This is a genomic window from Variovorax sp. VaC1 (genome assembly GCF_043658315.1).
In the GTDB taxonomy this organism is placed as follows: domain Bacteria; phylum Pseudomonadota; class Gammaproteobacteria; order Burkholderiales; family Burkholderiaceae_C; genus Variovorax.
Genome location: NZ_JBIGLT010000002.1, coordinates 830837 through 846865, shown reverse-complemented (window position 1 = coordinate 846865; position 16029 = coordinate 830837). Strand labels below are relative to the sequence as shown.

Sequence of the window (16029 nt, the reverse complement as noted above, 5' to 3'; positions counted from 1 at the left end):
TCTAGGACGGGATCGCAGCCGTCGCACGGCTTTGCAGCATGTCCGGCATCCAGCGGCTGGTATCGAGTACGGGCAATGTGGGGAGCAGGCGGTTCGCGCTGTACGGATAGGTCACCGTCACTACGGCCGTTGCGCTGGGTGCGCTGCCACTGAGTGCAACGGTTACCGTCGTGTTCGCAGCGATCCAGTTGTACTTGTTGGACTCCGAGGACGGAACGACCAGCGCGGCTGTCAAGGAGTCGTAAACCGTGGCCTTGATTCGGGGGTCGTCGGCGGTCAGCGGCGGAGCCAGCATCATTGGTACGGCGCGCGCTCCGTCTTCAGCCGCGCGCGACACCACCTGCTGTGTATAGAAAACGGCACCGAAGGTCGCGATGCCATAGACGACGAAGAAGAGCGCCATGAAAACAAACGAGAACTCGATCGCAGCGATGCCGCGCTGCCGATTCGCGTGATGGGGCATCGATGCACGCGACGGGTGGGCAATGGTCTTCATGGCGACTTCCCGTCGAGCATCATGCTGGCCTGGCCGACCAACGTATCGGGTACCGCAAAAAGCGGCAGGGGAGGGAGTGCCGTCCGGATGCCCGTGGCCGTGACCGTCACAACGACCTGGCACCGGTAGTCCCAGCTCGTGCCGCACGTTGGCGTGGTGCAGTTGTTCGCGCCGCCCGGAAGAACCTGGCAGCGTTGTGCGCTGACGTCCGGCGTCACAGGCAGTGTGAGGTCGGGGAGTTGTGCCCTTGCAACCGCCTCGGCGGTGCTCTTGCGATCTGCCCAGCTTGTCTGATAGCGCAGAGCCGCTCGCGCGCCGTCTTCCGCTGCGTTCTGAAGGCCGAATCTCAGCGCGAACATGATGCCGTAGCAGATCAGCGCGTAGAGCATCGTGAACGAGAAGATGAACACGATGGAAAACTCGACCGCATACGATCCGCGTTGACGGCGGGCCGAAGCGTTGTGGCGAAGGTTTTTCATGGTGAACCTGGATCGCGAGGTGCGCGGGTGCCGGTCGTTTCTGCTACTTGCTCGACGAGGACTTCACCGACGAGTTGAGATGCTCGGGAATCGGGAACTCGAAGCTTTTCAGGTAGCGCTCGTAACTCCGATAGGCAATGGCACCGGGAATCGGCCGAGGCGTCTGCGATGCGATCACGCCTGAGCGCTGCCAGGTGAGGAGGTCTTGCGTGGCATCGCCCACTTGGAGCGGCGGCGCGTATTCAGGTTCTTCCATCGCTGCGCCTCCCGAAGGTGCCGCAGCGTTCGCATCCGGTGCGGAGTGCGCCGGGAGCGCCTTCTCGGCCGTGGGTACTGTTGCTGCACTGGGCGAAGGTTGCATAGCCGCCCCTTGTGCCCGGGCTGCGTGCGAAGCCATCAGGCATGCGATGGCGAGACCGATGGCTTGAAGCGACAGCAATGTGGAGGGCTTTGCGAACCGCGCGATGCGGCAGCTGGATGGACTGTGCTTCATGGGGTACCTCTTGATATCTGGCCGGAAGGCGGCATGGTGGTGGAGCGCGAGGCCTTGAGTGCGAGCGGTGCCGAGACGTCGCCAACGACAAGCACACCGTCAGTGGCGGGCTGGGCTGCGGGGGCCGACACGGCAATTTGACGCGCTGCTTCCTGGATGGCGACGCGAGTGGCCGCCGGGATCTTCTTCGCGTCCATCAGCGCCGTTGCTTCCTCGCGTTGCTGGGTGACCTCAAGGTACATCGCGAGGTTGGCTTGCGCCTGCAGGTTGTCAGGCTTGAGTTGCAGCGCCTGCATCAAGGGCAGGCGGGCTTCGGTGATCAGCCCGGCACGCAGGCTGGCGTAGCCCAGGTCGCTCAGGAGCAGCGCATCGGTCGGGTTGCGTTGCTGGGCCTCCTTCAATTTGCGCACGGCTTCCGGGTAGTCGCCGCGAGCACCAGCCAGCAGTCCGAGCCCGCGATAACCCGCTGCTGCAAGCGGTGTGTCGAGCAGGCGCCGGTATGCCGCCTCGCTCTGCAATGGCTGGCCCGCATGACGCAATGCTTCAGCGCGGGTGCGTGTCGATTCGGGTGAAACGCCCCAGCGCTGCTCCAGAGCGTCGATGTGTGCGAGGGATGCGAACCACAGACCCTCTTGCTGCATCTGAGCAACCAACTGGAGGTAGGTGGCCTGCGTGTCGATGTTGGCGCCGGCCTTCATGCTCGCGCTCTCTTCGGCGGCCTGGCGCTGCTGCGCTTCTGCAGCCGCGGGATAGGCATCCTTGAGGCCGGCGCAGCCTGCAGTCGCGAGGGCAACGACGAGCGCGATACCGCCGAGCAGGAGTCGGGGCATAGGGGAGGTGTATTCAGTCATTTGCTAAGAGCTCCCAGTGAGCGAACGACAGCGAGGAAGCCAGGACCGGCCGTGACGATCACCAGCGCGGGCAACAGGGTGACGACCATCACGCCGGTCATCTTCACGGTGATCTTCCCGATGCGCTCCTTCATCTCGGCGCGCCTGTGCTCGCGCAGGCGATCGCTGAACTGGCGAAGCGGTTCCTGCACGGCGCCACCGTGCCGATCGACTTGCACGAGCAGGGAGACAAGCCCAGCCAGGTTGTCGTTGTTGTGCAAGGTGCCGAGGCGTTGCAGCGAGTGTTCGCGAGTGCGCCCTTGGCTGTATTGCCGGTTGGCCAGAGTGAGTTCGTATCCGAGCACGCGCAGCACGTGGGAGAAATCGGTCGCCATGATCTGCAGGCTCTGGTCGAGGCTGAGCCCCACGCCTTGAAGCAGTCGCAGCAGGTCGATGAACAGTGGCAGCTCGTGGCCGACGCGGTCCCGCCGCGCGGCCGCTTGCCGGCCGAGCAGCCACTTGGGCGCCATGAAGCCAATCACGAATGCAGCGGTCAGCACAGGGATGACCTGGCGATTGGGATGGTCGCCGTCCCAAACGATGTAGACGAGCACCGGAACCAGCACCGCCATCAGGATGCGAACGACCAGGAAAATCAGTTGAGCGCGCCGCGAAGAAAAACCGCACTGGTCAATCAGTCGGCGGTCCTCGTCGGCCACGAGCATGCGTCCAAGGCGGGTGTTCAGCCAGTGGAAAGGCAGCTCGACTTCGGTGCGTGCCTGCGCATCCGACGGCAAGGGCTCTTCGTTCGCGGGGATCGCGGGTGTTTCTAGTCCGCGGCGGATCGCGCGGCCAAGAACCTCGCCTCGGCGCGCGCGCCGCAATTCGCTGCCGATGAGCAGTCCGGCTGCTACCAGAAGTCCCAGCGCCAGCAGAACGAGGCTGAGGGTCGTGAGTTGGGAGGGCGCGAGAGTTGTCATGCGAACCTCGCCAGCCGATAGAGAAGGAAGGCCCCCAGGATCTGCAGGCCCACGGCACCGAACACCAAGTATTGGCCTGTGCTGTCATGCCACATTCGCAGAAAGTAAGCTGGATTCAGCGTGATGATCACGGCCCCCACGCCGACCGGCAGCAAACCCAGGATCCAGGCGGACAGACGAGTTTCTGCGGAGAGCGCCACGAGTTCGTGCTCGGCCTGCTCGCGATCGCGCATGAAGTTGCCCACACGCTCGAGCAGAAGATCCGCTCGTCCTCCGTAACGCACGCCCAGGCCAAGGATCGACGCCAGCAGGAACATCTCTTCGATGTGCACACGCGAAGCCATCTGGTGCAACGCACGGTCCAAGTCCACACCGGCACGTACGAGGCCGCCGGCACGGTCGAGGTAGCCGCGCAAGGGGGCGCGCGACGATGGAATCGCCAGCTGGAACGCCGCCTGCGTGGAGTTTCCGATAGTGATCAGACGCACCATCGCATCGATGAAGGCGGGGAGTTGGCTCACCAACTGGCGGCGAAACTTCTGCAGGCGAAACCACACTGCGAACGAAGCGAGCAAAAGCAGCAGCAGCAGCGAACCGGCCGCAGCAGGCCACCCGCCGAGCGATGCGGCCAGCGCCGTCAGCAGGACGATGGCAGCGATGCCAAGGGCGACCATCGGGACCCCTACCGCGCCTTCGAGCCAGGCCGGGATGAGTGCTTCGATGCGGCTTTTGCGAGGTGCGTTGGCGGATTCGGCTGCGGCTGCATCGGTCCAGGGGTCGGACAGCGGTGTGGCGCCGCCCGCGCCAGGCGTCGATGCATCGCGCATCGGCGAGAGTGCTGGCGTTTCGGGGGTGAAGCTCGCATGTATCTGCTGCTGCAGGTGCAGACCCGTGGCGTGCCGTATCTGACGCGCAGTCGCCCATTGCCACAGCATCAGTCCCGCCGCGGCCAGCAGCAAGGCGATACAGCCGACGACGAGCAAGCCTTCAGCCACGGCGATCTCCCGCAGGGCGTGCAAGAGTCTGACGGAAGCGCGTGATCTTCGGCGAGTGCGGCGCAATGCCGAGCGACACCCAGCGATCGCGTTCCTCGCCGTCCGGCGCCACCACGGGCTCGTAGCGGTACAGCTCCTGCATGGCGACCACGTTGTCGTTGACGCCCGTGACTTCGCTCAGGGAGAGAATGCGCCGCTGTCCGCCCGACAGGCGGCCGATCTGCACGATGAAGTCGATCGCGTTGGCGATCTGCCGGCGCAGGCTGGTCTCGCTGCCCTGGTAGCCCGCGAAGCCCGCCAGCATCTCAAGGCGATACAGGCACTCGCGCGGCGAGCTTGCGTGGATGGTGCCCATGGAGCCTTCATGGCCCGTGTTCATGGCCTGCATCATCTCGATGACCTCGGCACCGCGCACTTCGCCGACGATGATGCGGTCGGGCCGCATGCGCAGGCTGTTGCGCAGCAGGTCGCGGATCGACACCACCCCCTGGCCGTCGAAGCCGCCGGGCCGGCTTTCCAGCCGCACCACGTGTGTGTGGCCGAGCGACAGTTCGGCGGTGTCCTCGATGGTGATCACGCGCTCGGCATGCGGAATGAAGCTGGCGAGCGCGTTGAGCAGCGATGTCTTGCCCGAGCTCGTACCGCCGCTGACCAGGATGTTGCAGCGCGCGCGCACGGCGATCTCGAGCAGCTGAGCCATGCCCGCGTCGAAAGTGCCGAGCTTGACCAGGTCGGCCGGCGTGAGCGGCTCCTTGCGAAACTTTCGGATCGACACCGAGAGGCCGTCGATGGCCAGCGGTTCGATGATGACATTGATGCGGCCGCCATCGGGCAGGCGCGCATCGACCATCGGATTGGCTTCGTCGAGCCGGCGACCCAGCGGCGCGAGGATGCGCCGCACGATGCGCATCACGTGCTCGGTGTCGGCGAAGCGCAGGGTCTCGCGCTCCAGGATGCCGTTGCGCGACACGTACACGTTCGTGTGGCCGTTGATCAGGATGTCTTCGACGGCCGGGTCGTTGAGCAGATCTTCGAGCGGCCCGAAGCCCGCAAGCTCCTTGGTCAGCGCATCGGCGATGAGCTGCATCTCACGGTCGTTGATCGGCACGCGGCGAAGGCGCACGAAGCTGTCGACTTCGAGTTCGACGAACTGCTGGATGGACGCGCGCGACCAGCGGCCGAACTCCGCACCGAGTTCTTCGATGCGGCTGAGCAGATGATCGTGCGTCCAGCTCTTGATGTCCTGGAACTGCTGCGAGTTGATGAATGCCTGGTCGTCGTCGGCAAATTCGATATCGGTGGACATTGGCTCAACCCTCGTTTGAACTCTTCCAGAGCCCTGTGACTTGCGACATGAGTGCAACCCAGCGCGGATCCTTCGCTGGCGGTTGGCCCGAGGCGGACATGTATTCCTGATGGAGGGTGCGTGCCAGCCCCGTGACCGCTTGGGAGTAGGGGTCGTTGCGGGCGGTGCGCACCAGCATCTCGCCACGGCTCGCCGCGGCAAGCAGGGGGGCGCTGCGCGCGGGAAGGACGTGATGCAGCGGTAGCTCCAGGCGCTCGGCGATGTCCTTGGCGGAGAGTCCGACGTGGCTGTCGAATTTGTTGACGACAAGCGCAAAGCGCTCGGTCTCCACGCTGCGGGTGCGCAACTCTTTGAGCAGGTTCGCTGTCGAGACGATGGCACCGATGCTTTGGTCACATACCACCCAGGTGCGCTGTGCTTCGCGCACCGTTTGCGCGATGAAGTCGACCGTCGAGAAGCCTCCCAGGTCGGCGATCTGGAAGTCGAAGAAATCGGCGAGTCGCTTGATGAGCGCTACCGAGTCGGCGTGCGAGATTTCGCGCACCTGCGCCAAGCTGGCTGGCAGGGGAAGGATCGCGACACCGCTGGTGTGATGTGCAAGTGCTGTGTGCAGCAGCGTCTGGTCGAGTCGACGCAAATTGCGCACACCATCGACGAAGCTGAAGCCGCTTTGTGTATCGAGATAGAGAAGGCCATCCCGTGCCGGAAGACCCAGATCGAGCAGCGCAACGCCGTGCCGAGAGGCTCGGGCGGGCGGTCGCGCGGGGGCTTGCGTCAGTTGGTCGTTGAGCGTGAGCGCGAGGCTGGTGGCCAGTGTGGTCACGCCCAATCCGCCGCGCGCACCAAGCAGCGCGAGCGTGCTGCCGCGTGTGCCACCTTGCAACGTGCTGCGCCGCTCTAGCAAGGTTCGCAATGTGCTTACCGCATCGCTGGGAGGTGCCGCCATGTCGATGAAATCATCGACGCCTGCGCGCAATGCGGCGAGCATCGCTGCCGGTTCGGCGGAGACGCCGGTGGCCAGTACCGGCAACGTGGGCCAGTCACGCTTGAGGCGCTGGTGAAGCTGAGCCGCCGCAACGCTCTGGTCGGGCGAGAAGTCGACGAATATGGCCACCGGGCCCAGCAACGCGATGCGCTCGTCGATCGATTGGGTGGTCGGTGCGAGCACCACGACCGAACCGAGGCGGCCGAGTGCATCGGTCAGCCAGGTGATATGGCCGCCGTTGGTCGACGCGAAAAGATAAGTCTCGGCGCCCATTTCGGGGATGCTGTCGCGAGGAGCGTTCATGGTTCCGGCCGTCCGCTCTGTCTTGTTCATCAGCGCGAGAATCCAGGGAGCGCTGTGTTGGCTGCACCACCCAAGAAGATCGAGCGCCACACCGCGCCATCGCGTTGTTCGGCACCACCGGGTAGATAGGGTGAGAGATCGGTGTCACGGGCGATTGGCTTCACCAGATGCGGTGTGACGATGATCACAAGCTCCTTCTCGTTCATCTGGTACTTGCTCTGCTTGAAGAAGGTGCCGAGGATCGGCAGGTCGCCGAGCAGAGGAACCTTGTCGGCATTCGAGGTCGTGGTGCGGCTCACGAGGCCGCCGATGATGAAGCTTTCACCGTCGCCGAGTTCGACCGTGGTGTCGGCTCGGCGGGTGGTGATGGCGGGCACGGCGACGCCGGAAAGGCTCAGCGAGTTCGTGTAGTCCAGATCGCTTGCCTCTGGCGCAACTTTGAGAACGATGCGTTCGTTGGAGAGCACCGTAGGCGTTACCGTAAGGCCGATACCAAAAGGTTTGTAGTCGATTGCGGTTGATCCCAGGCCTTGCGGTACCGGCACGGGCAGTTCACCCCCCGAGAGGAAGCTTGCGCTCTGCCCTGACATGGCCACCAGTGTGGGCTCCGCGAGCACGCGGGCCATCCCGTTGCCTTCGAGAAAGCCAACGTTCAGACCGATACCCGCCTTGCCGAAGTTCAAAAGGAGGCCGAAGGCCTCTGCCAGCGGCTGGTTGGCATCAACGGCGATGGAGCCGTTCGAGGCAAAGGTGGCGGTCTTGATCGTCGTGGGCGAGAAGACGCCAAAGCTGAAGCCACTGGAGTTGGCGCGCGTGCTGAAGATGTTCAGGCCTGCTTGCTTGAGCACACTTCGGTTGAATTCGACGACTTTCACGGCGACCTGAACCGTGTGACTGCGCACGTTCACGATAGCGGAATCACTCACTGGCGCCTTGTCGGCTTGTGACGAGAGTGCGGCGTCCCGCGCATCTTGGTAGGCAGGCAGGCTGTCCATGTTGCCGGATACAGTGGCCGTCCGGCGTTGCACGGCTACCGTGTAGGTGGTGGCTGCCGTCTGTCCTTTCTCCCAGATCATCATCGTCGTGCGACCAGGCGACTTGCCCGTCACGATGAGCCGGGCTGCGGGCGAACCCGACGCCTTGCGCGTGATCGTTACGCCGGCCACTGCCTCATCAGCGATAGCGATGCGATCTACGCCCTTCTCGATCAGCAACTCGCGCTGGGTTCCTGCGGCTACCACGAAGGGGGCCTGCAACTGTTGCGCCGCGCCAGCCGCGAGGGACGCAGCCGGCCATGCGCCAAACGTCATGAGGCCCATTGCCAGCACGAAGGGAGGCAGCAGGCGCATCCTCGAATGGGCGGGGGCTGGAGGCGCTGTCGTTATGGAGGCGCAAGGCTGATCCGGCATGGATTTTCTTTCTTGGACGGAGACAGTCATGACTGGGAGATCGAGCGCTCAGTAGCGAAGGGTTTCGCTCTTGTCGCCACGGATCATTTCGACTTCAAATCCTGATCGCACGCCATTACCGGACGAGCGCGTCGTTGGGACAGGGTTGGCACGGTTCTCAGCTGCCAAGCGACGGCCAGCTGCAGTACCGCCTGTGACCAAGTCGATCGTGGTGAGACCGCCTTGTGCGCTGTCGAGGCCTTCCAGCGGGGGACGTGGCTGCTCTCCGCGCTTGGATGGCGGGGGCTGCAGTGCCGCAGGCAACGCGGCCAGCAGTGTGGGATCCGGCAACGTCGTGTCGAGCGGGTTGCGCAGGGCCAGCAGCAGCCGACCTGCGGATTCACCGAGCGACAGGCGATTGATGTCCGCGACCGGCACGGCAAGCACGGCGGTACGAGGAGCATCGTTGCGCTGCTGTTGCTGGGCTGCGGGGTTGCCATTGCCGTCCACAGACTTGGAGGGCAGGCCATCGACCGAGGCGTTGCCGAATGCGAGCACGCGCTTGCGGGGCAGCAGAAGGCGCGCTTGGCTCCTGTCGACATCCTTGCCGTCAGACTTGAGGATCACGAATACGTCGACAAAGTCGCCCGGCTGGACCTTGTTGCCAACGCCCATGATTTCGTCGGCCTTGACCGCAACGGCGCGTTCACCCTCTTCGACGCGCATTGCCAAGCCCGAGGCGAGTTGGCCTTCGAGCAGTGGAGTGCCTTCACCCAGATCGAAGACCGGGACTCGACCGACCAGCGGCGCGGTGTCCTTGAAAGCCCCTGAAGGGTTGATCGGCAATTGCTCCACACGCAACGCGTCGATGGTTATCGGATGTCCGGCAAGCACTGGTTTTGCCGTCACGACAACGGCAAAGGTTGGTGCTTGTGTCTTGGAAGGGTTGCCTGCCGCTGGCGTCGACGCGACAGGGGGCGGCGGAACGGGTTGCCTGCTGAGAACCCATGCGTAGCCGCCCAAAGCAATGGCCAGGAGCACCAGGATGGCTGCAATGATTTTTGTAAGGTGGATCATGAGCGGCGGATGAGGAAAGTGGGGCAGGCGATCGATGATTGAGAGGTGGCCTGCGGCGACGAGTGGCGCGAGGCCTAACTCTGTCGCCCCCAAACCATCCAAACCGCTGCGGCCAGTGCGAGATAGGCCGCGTAGGGAATGGGGCGGGCTCGCTTGTGCAATCCCGTGGTGTCATCGCCGCGGGGCTTGCCCGACAGCAGCAACGCGAGCTGTGGAAACCAGGGCCAGCGATGCAGAAAGAGCCAGAGTGCGCCGTGAACCAGAGCGAGCAGGCTTGCCATTGCCCAGATGGGCAGCAACGGATGCCAGCCGACCCAGAGGCCGAGTGCACCCGCAAACTTCACGTCTCCGGCACCCATGAGGCCGACGACGTAGAAGAGCAGAAGAAACCCAAAGCCCAATGCGGAGCCCATCAATGCCTCCGTCCACTTGACGCCAAAGGGCTGCGCGTTCATGGCGAGAACACCAATGGCAAACGCCGCGCCCACAAGCACCAACCAGTTGGGAACGCGGCGTTGCCGGATGTCATAGACCGTGACAAATAGCAGCCATATCAGCCACAAGTGAGGCATCGAATTTCGATTTCAGCCGCCGGCTGCAGGGGTGACCTTGTTTCCGATGGCGACAAAAATTCCATTCAGAATTTGACCAAGACCGCTTCCGGTGCCTGTACCGAATACGGCGATAAGAATCGTCGCCATCAGGCCCGCAATAATTCCATATTCAATTGCGGTTGCGCCTTCTTCGTCGCGCAGAAAACGAGTAATTGAGCTGAGCATGATTTACCCTTTCAGGAAGTGTTAACAAAAGCTGGCGAGGTGGATGTTATACAGCGTAACTCCGTGTATCAACAAGAGAAACCCGCAAGACTTCAGCCCTAGGTGTGCTAGCCGAAAGGTGTAAAGCAGGATGGCGGCCAGCTTCCCGTCAGCCTGGCCGGATAGAGGTCGGCGGGCTCGTTAACATTTTGGAAACCTATTTTTCCCTCTGTGAACGCCATGCCGCCTCCCATGAAGAGGGGATGGGACGTTACGGCGCCGGGAACGCGCGGAACGGGGGTGTTACGGGAACAAAGGCGTTACGCGTTACGTAGCACGGGGCCCCAAAGGGGCAGATGTAACACTGAAAATAGCCTAAACGCGTGAGCAAAAAGTCACGAGTTGTGGGGGTGACCCCGCCGCCGACAGGGCCTCAGCCCAGGATTTCTTCGTGGAAGAGCTTCCACTCGCTGCCTTGGCGCAGCCAGTATTGGCGCCGGGTGCGCCCGCTCTTCTCGCCTTCGAACACTTCGCCGAAGGTGGCGACCATGGTGTCGTCGCCGTCACGCCAGTGCAGGTACGACATGTCCTTGAACTGGACACGCTTGCCCTGGGCGTATTCCACCTCGTCGTGGAGGGCGGAAATTCCCTCGGTGGTCTTTTTATTGTTGCGCTGGAAGTCCGGCAAATAGAATTTCTTCAATTGCGCTTCATTGCCGCTGGCCCTTGCATCTTTCCAGGCCGTAATTGCGCTGGTAAATGATTGAGCCTCTTTTTCAGCCTGCGGCGGCGAAATCCATTGCAGGCTGCGCGCGGTGACCACCGGGGTGGCGCCAATTTGCACTTTTCGCAAAAGCTGCTTCAGGTCGGGGTTGGCCATGACCACGCAGCCGTCGCTTGCCAGCGGGGCCCGCGCGAACTGCTGGGGCGGGGTGCCGTGCAGCCAGATGCCGCCACCGGTCTTGCCGCGCCGCACGTCGTACGGGTTGGGGTAGTTGATGGGCAGGGCGCCGGCGCCGTAGAAGTCCTTGAGCGATTTCGGGTCGAGGCTGCTGGTGATGTAGTACACGCCCAGCGGGGTGCGGGCGTCGCCCTCGGTGGCCTTGTCGGTGCCCGACTTGCCGACCGAGATGTAGTAGTCGGCCGCAAGCTTCAGGCCCTTGTCGGAGTTCTCGAACAGGTACAGGCGCGAGCGCGAGGCATCGACGGCAATGGCGTAGCGGCTGCGGGTCGAGAGCGTCAGGAACTGCGAGGGCACGGTGCCCGCGGGCGGTCTTTCGCGCAGGGCCTGCAGGCGGCGGCGCGATTCCTCATGCAGGTCGGCCATGGCCGGGTTGCCGCGCATCTTCGCGATGCTGGCAGTGTCGGGCAGTGCATTCGACGGAGGCACCTGCGCCGCGAGCAGGTCGCCGTAGACGAGCTGTGCGAGCTGGAAGTTCGGGTAGTCGCGCACGAGGTCGCGTGCCTTGGCCAGCGCAGGGCGGGCCTGTCCGCGGCCGAACATCTCGTAGACCGCGATCAGCCGGGCTTCGGCGTTGCTGGCTTCCTGGATGGAGGCGGCCGCAGGCGCGGACCGGCGTGCAGGCTTGGCGGCCGAGGCGGTCCGGGCTTCCGAGGCGGCGGCTTTTCTGCTTTCCGCGACGGAGGCTTTCTTGCCCTTGGCCTGCACCTTGCCGCCCTTGGCTTCCCGGGCTTCCCGGGCGGACACGCGGGTGCCGGCGCCATGCGCGGCAGAACGGCTGCTGTTGCCGCTTGCGGCCTTGGCGTTGCTGCTCTTGGTGCTGCCCGGCTTGTTGTTCGATGCCAGCGCGGCACCGGGTGCCGCGAGCATCAGTGCCGATGCGGTCATCAGCGCTGCGAGCAGGTTCCCGCTGCGCAAACGGAACGGAGGATTCTGAAGCCGGCCGTGCCGGACGATGTCTGCCACTAGCCGCCGACGCTTTCCTTGCGAATGTGCCACTGATTGCCGGCGCGCTGCATTTCCAGCGTTTTCCGGCTCGAGACGTTGAGGTTGTCGGCGCGATAGATCTGCCGGAACTTGGCGGTCGCGGACGCGCCATCGACCTTGATGACGAGGTTCTCGATGTTCACGCTGATGCGCGACTTGCCGACGATGCGGGCGCGGCGGTCTTCTTCCCAGGCCTTGCGGCCCTGGCCGCCGGCGGGGGTGAAGTCGCTGCCGTAGGCCGCGAGGTAGCGGTCCATGTCCTGGCTGGCCCATGCCGAAGCCCAGGCGCGCACGGCCGATTCGACCTCGGCGTTGGACGCGGAGGCTGCTGCCGGTGCGGGTGCCGGGGCTGGCGCAGGCGCTGCCTCGGGAGTCTTGGCCGGCGCAGCCACGGGCGCGGGTGCCGCCGCAACCTTCGCCGGTGCGGCAGGTGCAGGGGCCGGCGCGGCGACAGGCGCGGGCGCCGGTGCCTTGGCGGCAGGAGCCGGTGCGGGCGATGCCGCCGCGACCACCGTCGGCTTGCCGCCCGGTGGCGTCGGCGTGAAGAGCGTGCGGATCACCGCCAGCTTGGGCTGCACGGCGGTGTTGTTCTGGTCGAGCTGCAGGGCCTTGCTGTAGGCCTGGCTGGCCAGCCGTGCATACACGTCGCCGAGGTTTTCCTGGGCGGTGGCATAGCTGGGGTTGGTGCGGATCGCGCTTTCGAGCGCGCTGCGTGCCTTGTCGAACTGGTTCTGGCCCGCGTAGATCACGGCCAGGTTGTTGTAGGGCTCGGGCAGCTCGGGGGAGTCTTGCGTCAGCTGCGTGAAGGCGGCAATGGCCTCGGCGCGCTTGCCGGTGTCGAGCTGGATCACGCCTTTGAGAAAGCGCATCTGCGGGTCGCGCGGTTTGTCCTTGAGGAAGGCATCGGCCTTGGTCATGGCCTCGTCGAGCTTGCCGGCCTGCATGAGCTTGTCGACCTCTTCATGCTCGATGGCGGCCAGTGCGGGAAGCGCCACGCCACAGGCCGCAGCGGCCAGGAACAGGGCACGCACGGTAGGGGAGAAGCTGAAACGGGTGCGCGGCTGGTGGCTCTTGGGCATTGCGGACAAGACCTCGTGTGGGGGTGGGTGATGCGGCAGGGATTGTAAGTGGGGCTGGTAACCCCCCGATACAGGGATGACGGTCTTTCGTCTTGCCCGCAACGCAAGGGCTCCGGGCTTTCCCGCATCGGGCGTGGGGCCCGTGCCGGTGGGGCGCGCAAAACCGGCCTGCGCAGTACAGTGCCGCCGTGGACCGCCTCCAGAGCATTGAAACTTTCGTTCGTGTCGCGCAGACCCAGAGCTTCGCGGAGGCCGCGCGCCAGTTGCGCGTGGCCAATTCGGTGGTCACCACGCGCGTCAAGCAGCTCGAGGAGTTTCTTGGCGCGCCGCTGTTCCACCGCAGCACGCGCGTGGTGCGGCTCAGCGACATGGGCCAGGCCTTCCTGCGCGACTGCACCGAGCTGGTCGTGCGCGCCGACAGCATCGTCGACCAAATGCGCGACGCGCGCGGCACGCCCTCCGGCACCTTGCGCGTGCACGCGCTGACGGGCATGGTGCTGGGCCGCTTCGCCTCGCTGCTGCGCGAGTTCCAGACTACCTACCCCGACATCCACCTCGAACTGATCGTGAGCGACGCTGTGGCCGATCCGGTCAAGGCCGGTGTCGATTGCGCGCTGCAGATCTTTCCCGCCGCGTCGCAAGAGCTCGTGTCGCGTCCGCTCTTCCCGGTGCGGCGGCTGCTGTGCGCCACGCCGGCCTACCTGGAGGCGCACGGCACGCCCGCCGCGCCGCGCGACCTGCACCGCCACAAGCTCGGCCTGTACTCGGGCTACCCCACGCGCGACCGCTGGACCTTTCATCACAACGGCGAGCAGACCACCATCTACCTGTCTGCCGCGCTGCTGACCAACAGCGTGCACCTGCTGCGCGAGTACGCGCTGGAGCACGCAGGCATCGTCTGCCTGCCCACGCTGGTGGCGGGCGATGCCATTGCGCGCGGCGACCTGCGCGTGGTGCTGGCCGAGCACCAGCTGTCGTCGTTCTCGCTGAGCGCGGTGTATGCGGGCACCTCGCGCAACGCGCTCAAGCTGCGCCTGTTCATCGAGCACATCGCCACGCGCTTTACCCGCGTGCCGCCCTGGGACGCCACGCTGATCGAGCGCGGAATGATCCCTGCGGAACTCATCGAATTCAGCCGTTCGAGCGGGTAGCGCCCGAACCGGGGTAAACCCCTGCGATTGTTCGGAGTCTCCGAATAATCCTCTTCCAATCTGGTCCCTACCGCGCGTGGCGGTTGACTCCTAGAGTTCGCTCATCCAAGGAGACAAGCCATGACAGCCACCACTTCGACCGCCTACCAGACCCGCTTCGGTTCCCTCAAGCACTTCGAGAAGGGCCACGTCGAGCCGATCGACGACGACGTTCGCCATTACGCGTTTTCCAACTGCTTCGAAATCGCGAGCATCAGCCAACCCTACGAGAAGGTGGTGTTCGGCCAGAACCAGATCTACGTGCTGGAGACGCTGCGCGCCGAAGGCACCTCGCCCTGGTACACCTGCGCGCACGACGAGTTCGCGCTGGTGATGGACGGCGATGTCGAAGTGCACCTCGTGCAGCTCGACGCCGCGCAGACCGTGGCCGACAAGGAGAAGAACGGCGCCGTGCTCGTCAAGGGCGAACCCCAGGGCAAGAAGATGGGCTGGATGAAGCTCTCGCGCGGCCACCAGGGCCTGCTGCCCAAGAACACCGCCTACCAGTTCCGCAGCGCCGGCGAACCGGGCGTGATCGTCCTGCAGAGCTGCAAGGGCGACCTGTCCGTCGAAAAGTGGGCCGACATCTGTCAGTCCCATTGATTGCACCGACTGCATCGAACACCCAGGAGCCACACACCATGAACGCACCCGCAGAACTCGCCAAGGTGATCGCGTCGCAGCCCGACGCCACGCTCGGCTACAAGAATTTCTCGCTCGGCAGCTTCAGCTTCCGCCGCGACGAATACTTCGTGCACATCGGCTGGAAGACCCGCGACGGCCGCCCCATGAGCCACACCATGGACGCCGGCAGCTACCTGCGTGCGCTGATGCGCGACGTGGCTTGGGGCTTCTTCTACGGCTGGGTCAACTTCGACGACGTGTTCGGCACCGTCAACCACTACGAGTCGGTCGACCTCTACGCCGGCAGCTTCAACGGCACGATGAAAGATGCCGGCATCGACCTGCTCGAGAACTTCCCGACCGCGCAGATCCGCGCCACCTTCGAGGCCATGCTCGACGACTGGACCAACGAGGCCTTCGACCCCTTCGCCGCGCCGCAGGAAACCGGCTCGCCCTACGGCCGAAAGAAGGGCAACAACACCGCCAAGATCACGAGGGCGCGCGAACTCGCCAAGCGCTGCGTGGGCCTGAAGGGCGACCTCGACCTGCGCAGTGACGAACGCGGTGCACCCGTCAACCGCGCCTTCGCCGACGTGCCGCAGGGCCAGCCCGAGCTGCACCCCGAGCCCGGCTTCGAGAACGATGTGCACGCCTTCAATCTCTTCGGCTTCCTGAGCCGTTCGCAGGTGACGTGGAACCCGAGCTTCACCTCGGTGGTGAAGCACAGCTACATGTGCCCGACGACCGAAGAGCACATCCTGCCGATCATCCACGGCAACGATCGTGTCGAATGGTTCTTCCAGATGACCGACGAGATCCACTGGGACTGCGGCGACAAGAACACCGGCAGGCCCATGGCCCGCGTGATCATGAAGGCGGGCGACATGGCCGCCATGCCTGCCTACTGCCGGCACCAGGGCTTCAGCCCCAAGCGTTCGATGCTGCTGGTGTGGGAGAACGGCTCGCCGAGCCTGGTCTACGAGATCCAGAAGGGCGAGTCGCCCGAGATTCCCGTGCAGTTCTGATGCATTGCTCCCTCCCCCTCTGGGGGGAGGGCAGGGGTGGGGGCTCTCCAAGCCCGCGCCCTCCTTGAAGAAG

General features: G+C 64.5%; 17 protein-coding genes. 3 read left to right on the top strand and 14 right to left on the bottom strand.

All coding sequences use genetic code 11. The annotated features are described in order from the left end of the window. Window position 1 precedes the first annotated feature (1 nt). From ACGLHS_RS10940 to ACGLHS_RS10875, 14 genes are all read right to left on the bottom strand, one after another. A complete protein-coding gene (locus tag ACGLHS_RS10940; RefSeq protein ID WP_394479505.1) occupies window positions 2-496 on the bottom strand; it encodes a TadE/TadG family type IV pilus assembly protein in 495 nt (164 codons plus the stop codon). After that, on the bottom strand, window positions 493-975 hold the full coding sequence (locus ACGLHS_RS10935; protein WP_394479503.1) for a TadE/TadG family type IV pilus assembly protein: 483 nt from the start codon (window positions 973-975) through the stop codon (window positions 493-495). Before ACGLHS_RS10935 ends, ACGLHS_RS10940 begins: the two co-directional genes overlap by 4 nt. Window positions 976-1018: 43 nt before the next feature. Continuing rightward, the gene (locus tag ACGLHS_RS10930) at window positions 1019-1231 is read right to left on the bottom strand and encodes a DUF3613 domain-containing protein (RefSeq protein ID WP_394479501.1); all 213 of its coding nucleotides are present in this window, start codon (window positions 1229-1231) and stop codon (window positions 1019-1021) included. 233 nt (window positions 1232-1464) lie between these two features. Further along, on the bottom strand, window positions 1465-2298 hold the full coding sequence (locus ACGLHS_RS10925; protein ID WP_394479499.1) for a tetratricopeptide repeat protein: 834 nt from the start codon (window positions 2296-2298) through the stop codon (window positions 1465-1467). Window positions 2299-2315: 17 nt separating this feature from the next. Further along, window positions 2316-3278: a type II secretion system F family protein gene (locus ACGLHS_RS10920; protein WP_394479497.1), complete on the bottom strand. Its 963-nt coding sequence runs from the start codon at window positions 3276-3278 to the stop codon at window positions 2316-2318. Further along, window positions 3275-4273 carry a type II secretion system F family protein gene (locus ACGLHS_RS10915; protein ID WP_394479494.1) on the bottom strand — a complete coding sequence of 333 codons (999 nt, stop codon included), beginning with the start codon at window positions 4271-4273 and terminating at the stop codon, window positions 3275-3277. Before ACGLHS_RS10915 ends, ACGLHS_RS10920 begins: the two co-directional genes overlap by 4 nt. Continuing rightward, window positions 4266-5579, bottom strand: coding sequence for a CpaF family protein (locus ACGLHS_RS10910; protein ID WP_394479492.1), 1314 nt, complete (start codon window positions 5577-5579; stop codon window positions 4266-4268). The genes ACGLHS_RS10915 and ACGLHS_RS10910 overlap by 8 nt, the downstream gene beginning before the upstream one ends. Before the next feature lie 4 nt (window positions 5580-5583). Further along, a complete protein-coding gene (locus ACGLHS_RS10905; protein ID WP_394479490.1) occupies window positions 5584-6897 on the bottom strand; it encodes a CpaE family protein in 1314 nt (437 codons plus the stop codon). After that, on the bottom strand, window positions 6897-8216 hold the full coding sequence (locus tag ACGLHS_RS10900; RefSeq protein ID WP_394479488.1) for a type II and III secretion system protein family protein: 1320 nt from the start codon (window positions 8214-8216) through the stop codon (window positions 6897-6899). The genes ACGLHS_RS10905 and ACGLHS_RS10900 overlap by 1 nt, the downstream gene beginning before the upstream one ends. A 108-nt stretch (window positions 8217-8324) precedes the next feature. After that, window positions 8325-9332, bottom strand: a complete 1008-nt coding sequence (gene cpaB / locus ACGLHS_RS10895; RefSeq protein ID WP_394479486.1) for a Flp pilus assembly protein CpaB — start codon at window positions 9330-9332, stop codon at window positions 8325-8327. Between the two features lie 74 nt (window positions 9333-9406). Next, the gene (locus ACGLHS_RS10890; protein ID WP_394479484.1) at window positions 9407-9904 is read right to left on the bottom strand and encodes a prepilin peptidase; all 498 of its coding nucleotides are present in this window, start codon (window positions 9902-9904) and stop codon (window positions 9407-9409) included. A 12-nt stretch (window positions 9905-9916) separates the two neighbouring features. Then, the gene (locus ACGLHS_RS10885) at window positions 9917-10111 is read right to left on the bottom strand and encodes a Flp family type IVb pilin (protein ID WP_394479482.1); all 195 of its coding nucleotides are present in this window, start codon (window positions 10109-10111) and stop codon (window positions 9917-9919) included. 412 nt (window positions 10112-10523) lie between these two features. Next, the gene (locus ACGLHS_RS10880; protein ID WP_394479480.1) at window positions 10524-12050 is read right to left on the bottom strand and encodes a murein L,D-transpeptidase family protein; all 1527 of its coding nucleotides are present in this window, start codon (window positions 12048-12050) and stop codon (window positions 10524-10526) included. After that, complete coding sequence (locus tag ACGLHS_RS10875; RefSeq protein ID WP_394479478.1) at window positions 12017-13117, bottom strand: tetratricopeptide repeat protein; 1101 nt, start codon at window positions 13115-13117, stop codon at window positions 12017-12019. The genes ACGLHS_RS10880 and ACGLHS_RS10875 overlap by 34 nt, the downstream gene beginning before the upstream one ends. A 188-nt stretch (window positions 13118-13305) precedes the next feature. On the opposite strand from ACGLHS_RS10875, the gene ACGLHS_RS10870 reads away from it, so the two are divergent. The 3 genes from ACGLHS_RS10870 (at window position 13306) to ACGLHS_RS10860 (ending at window position 15956) form a co-directional block, all read left to right on the top strand. After that, on the top strand, window positions 13306-14268 hold the full coding sequence (locus tag ACGLHS_RS10870) for a LysR family transcriptional regulator (RefSeq protein ID WP_093246739.1): 963 nt from the start codon (window positions 13306-13308) through the stop codon (window positions 14266-14268). A gap of 120 nt (window positions 14269-14388) precedes the next feature. Next, window positions 14389-14910 (top strand): hydroxyquinol 1,2-dioxygenase, encoded by a 522-nt coding sequence (locus tag ACGLHS_RS10865; RefSeq protein WP_394479476.1) that lies wholly within the window; start codon window positions 14389-14391, stop codon window positions 14908-14910. Between the two features lie 38 nt (window positions 14911-14948). Beyond that, window positions 14949-15956, top strand: a complete 1008-nt coding sequence (locus ACGLHS_RS10860) for a hydroxyquinol 1,2-dioxygenase (protein ID WP_394479474.1) — start codon at window positions 14949-14951, stop codon at window positions 15954-15956. Window positions 15957-16029 lie beyond the last annotated feature (73 nt).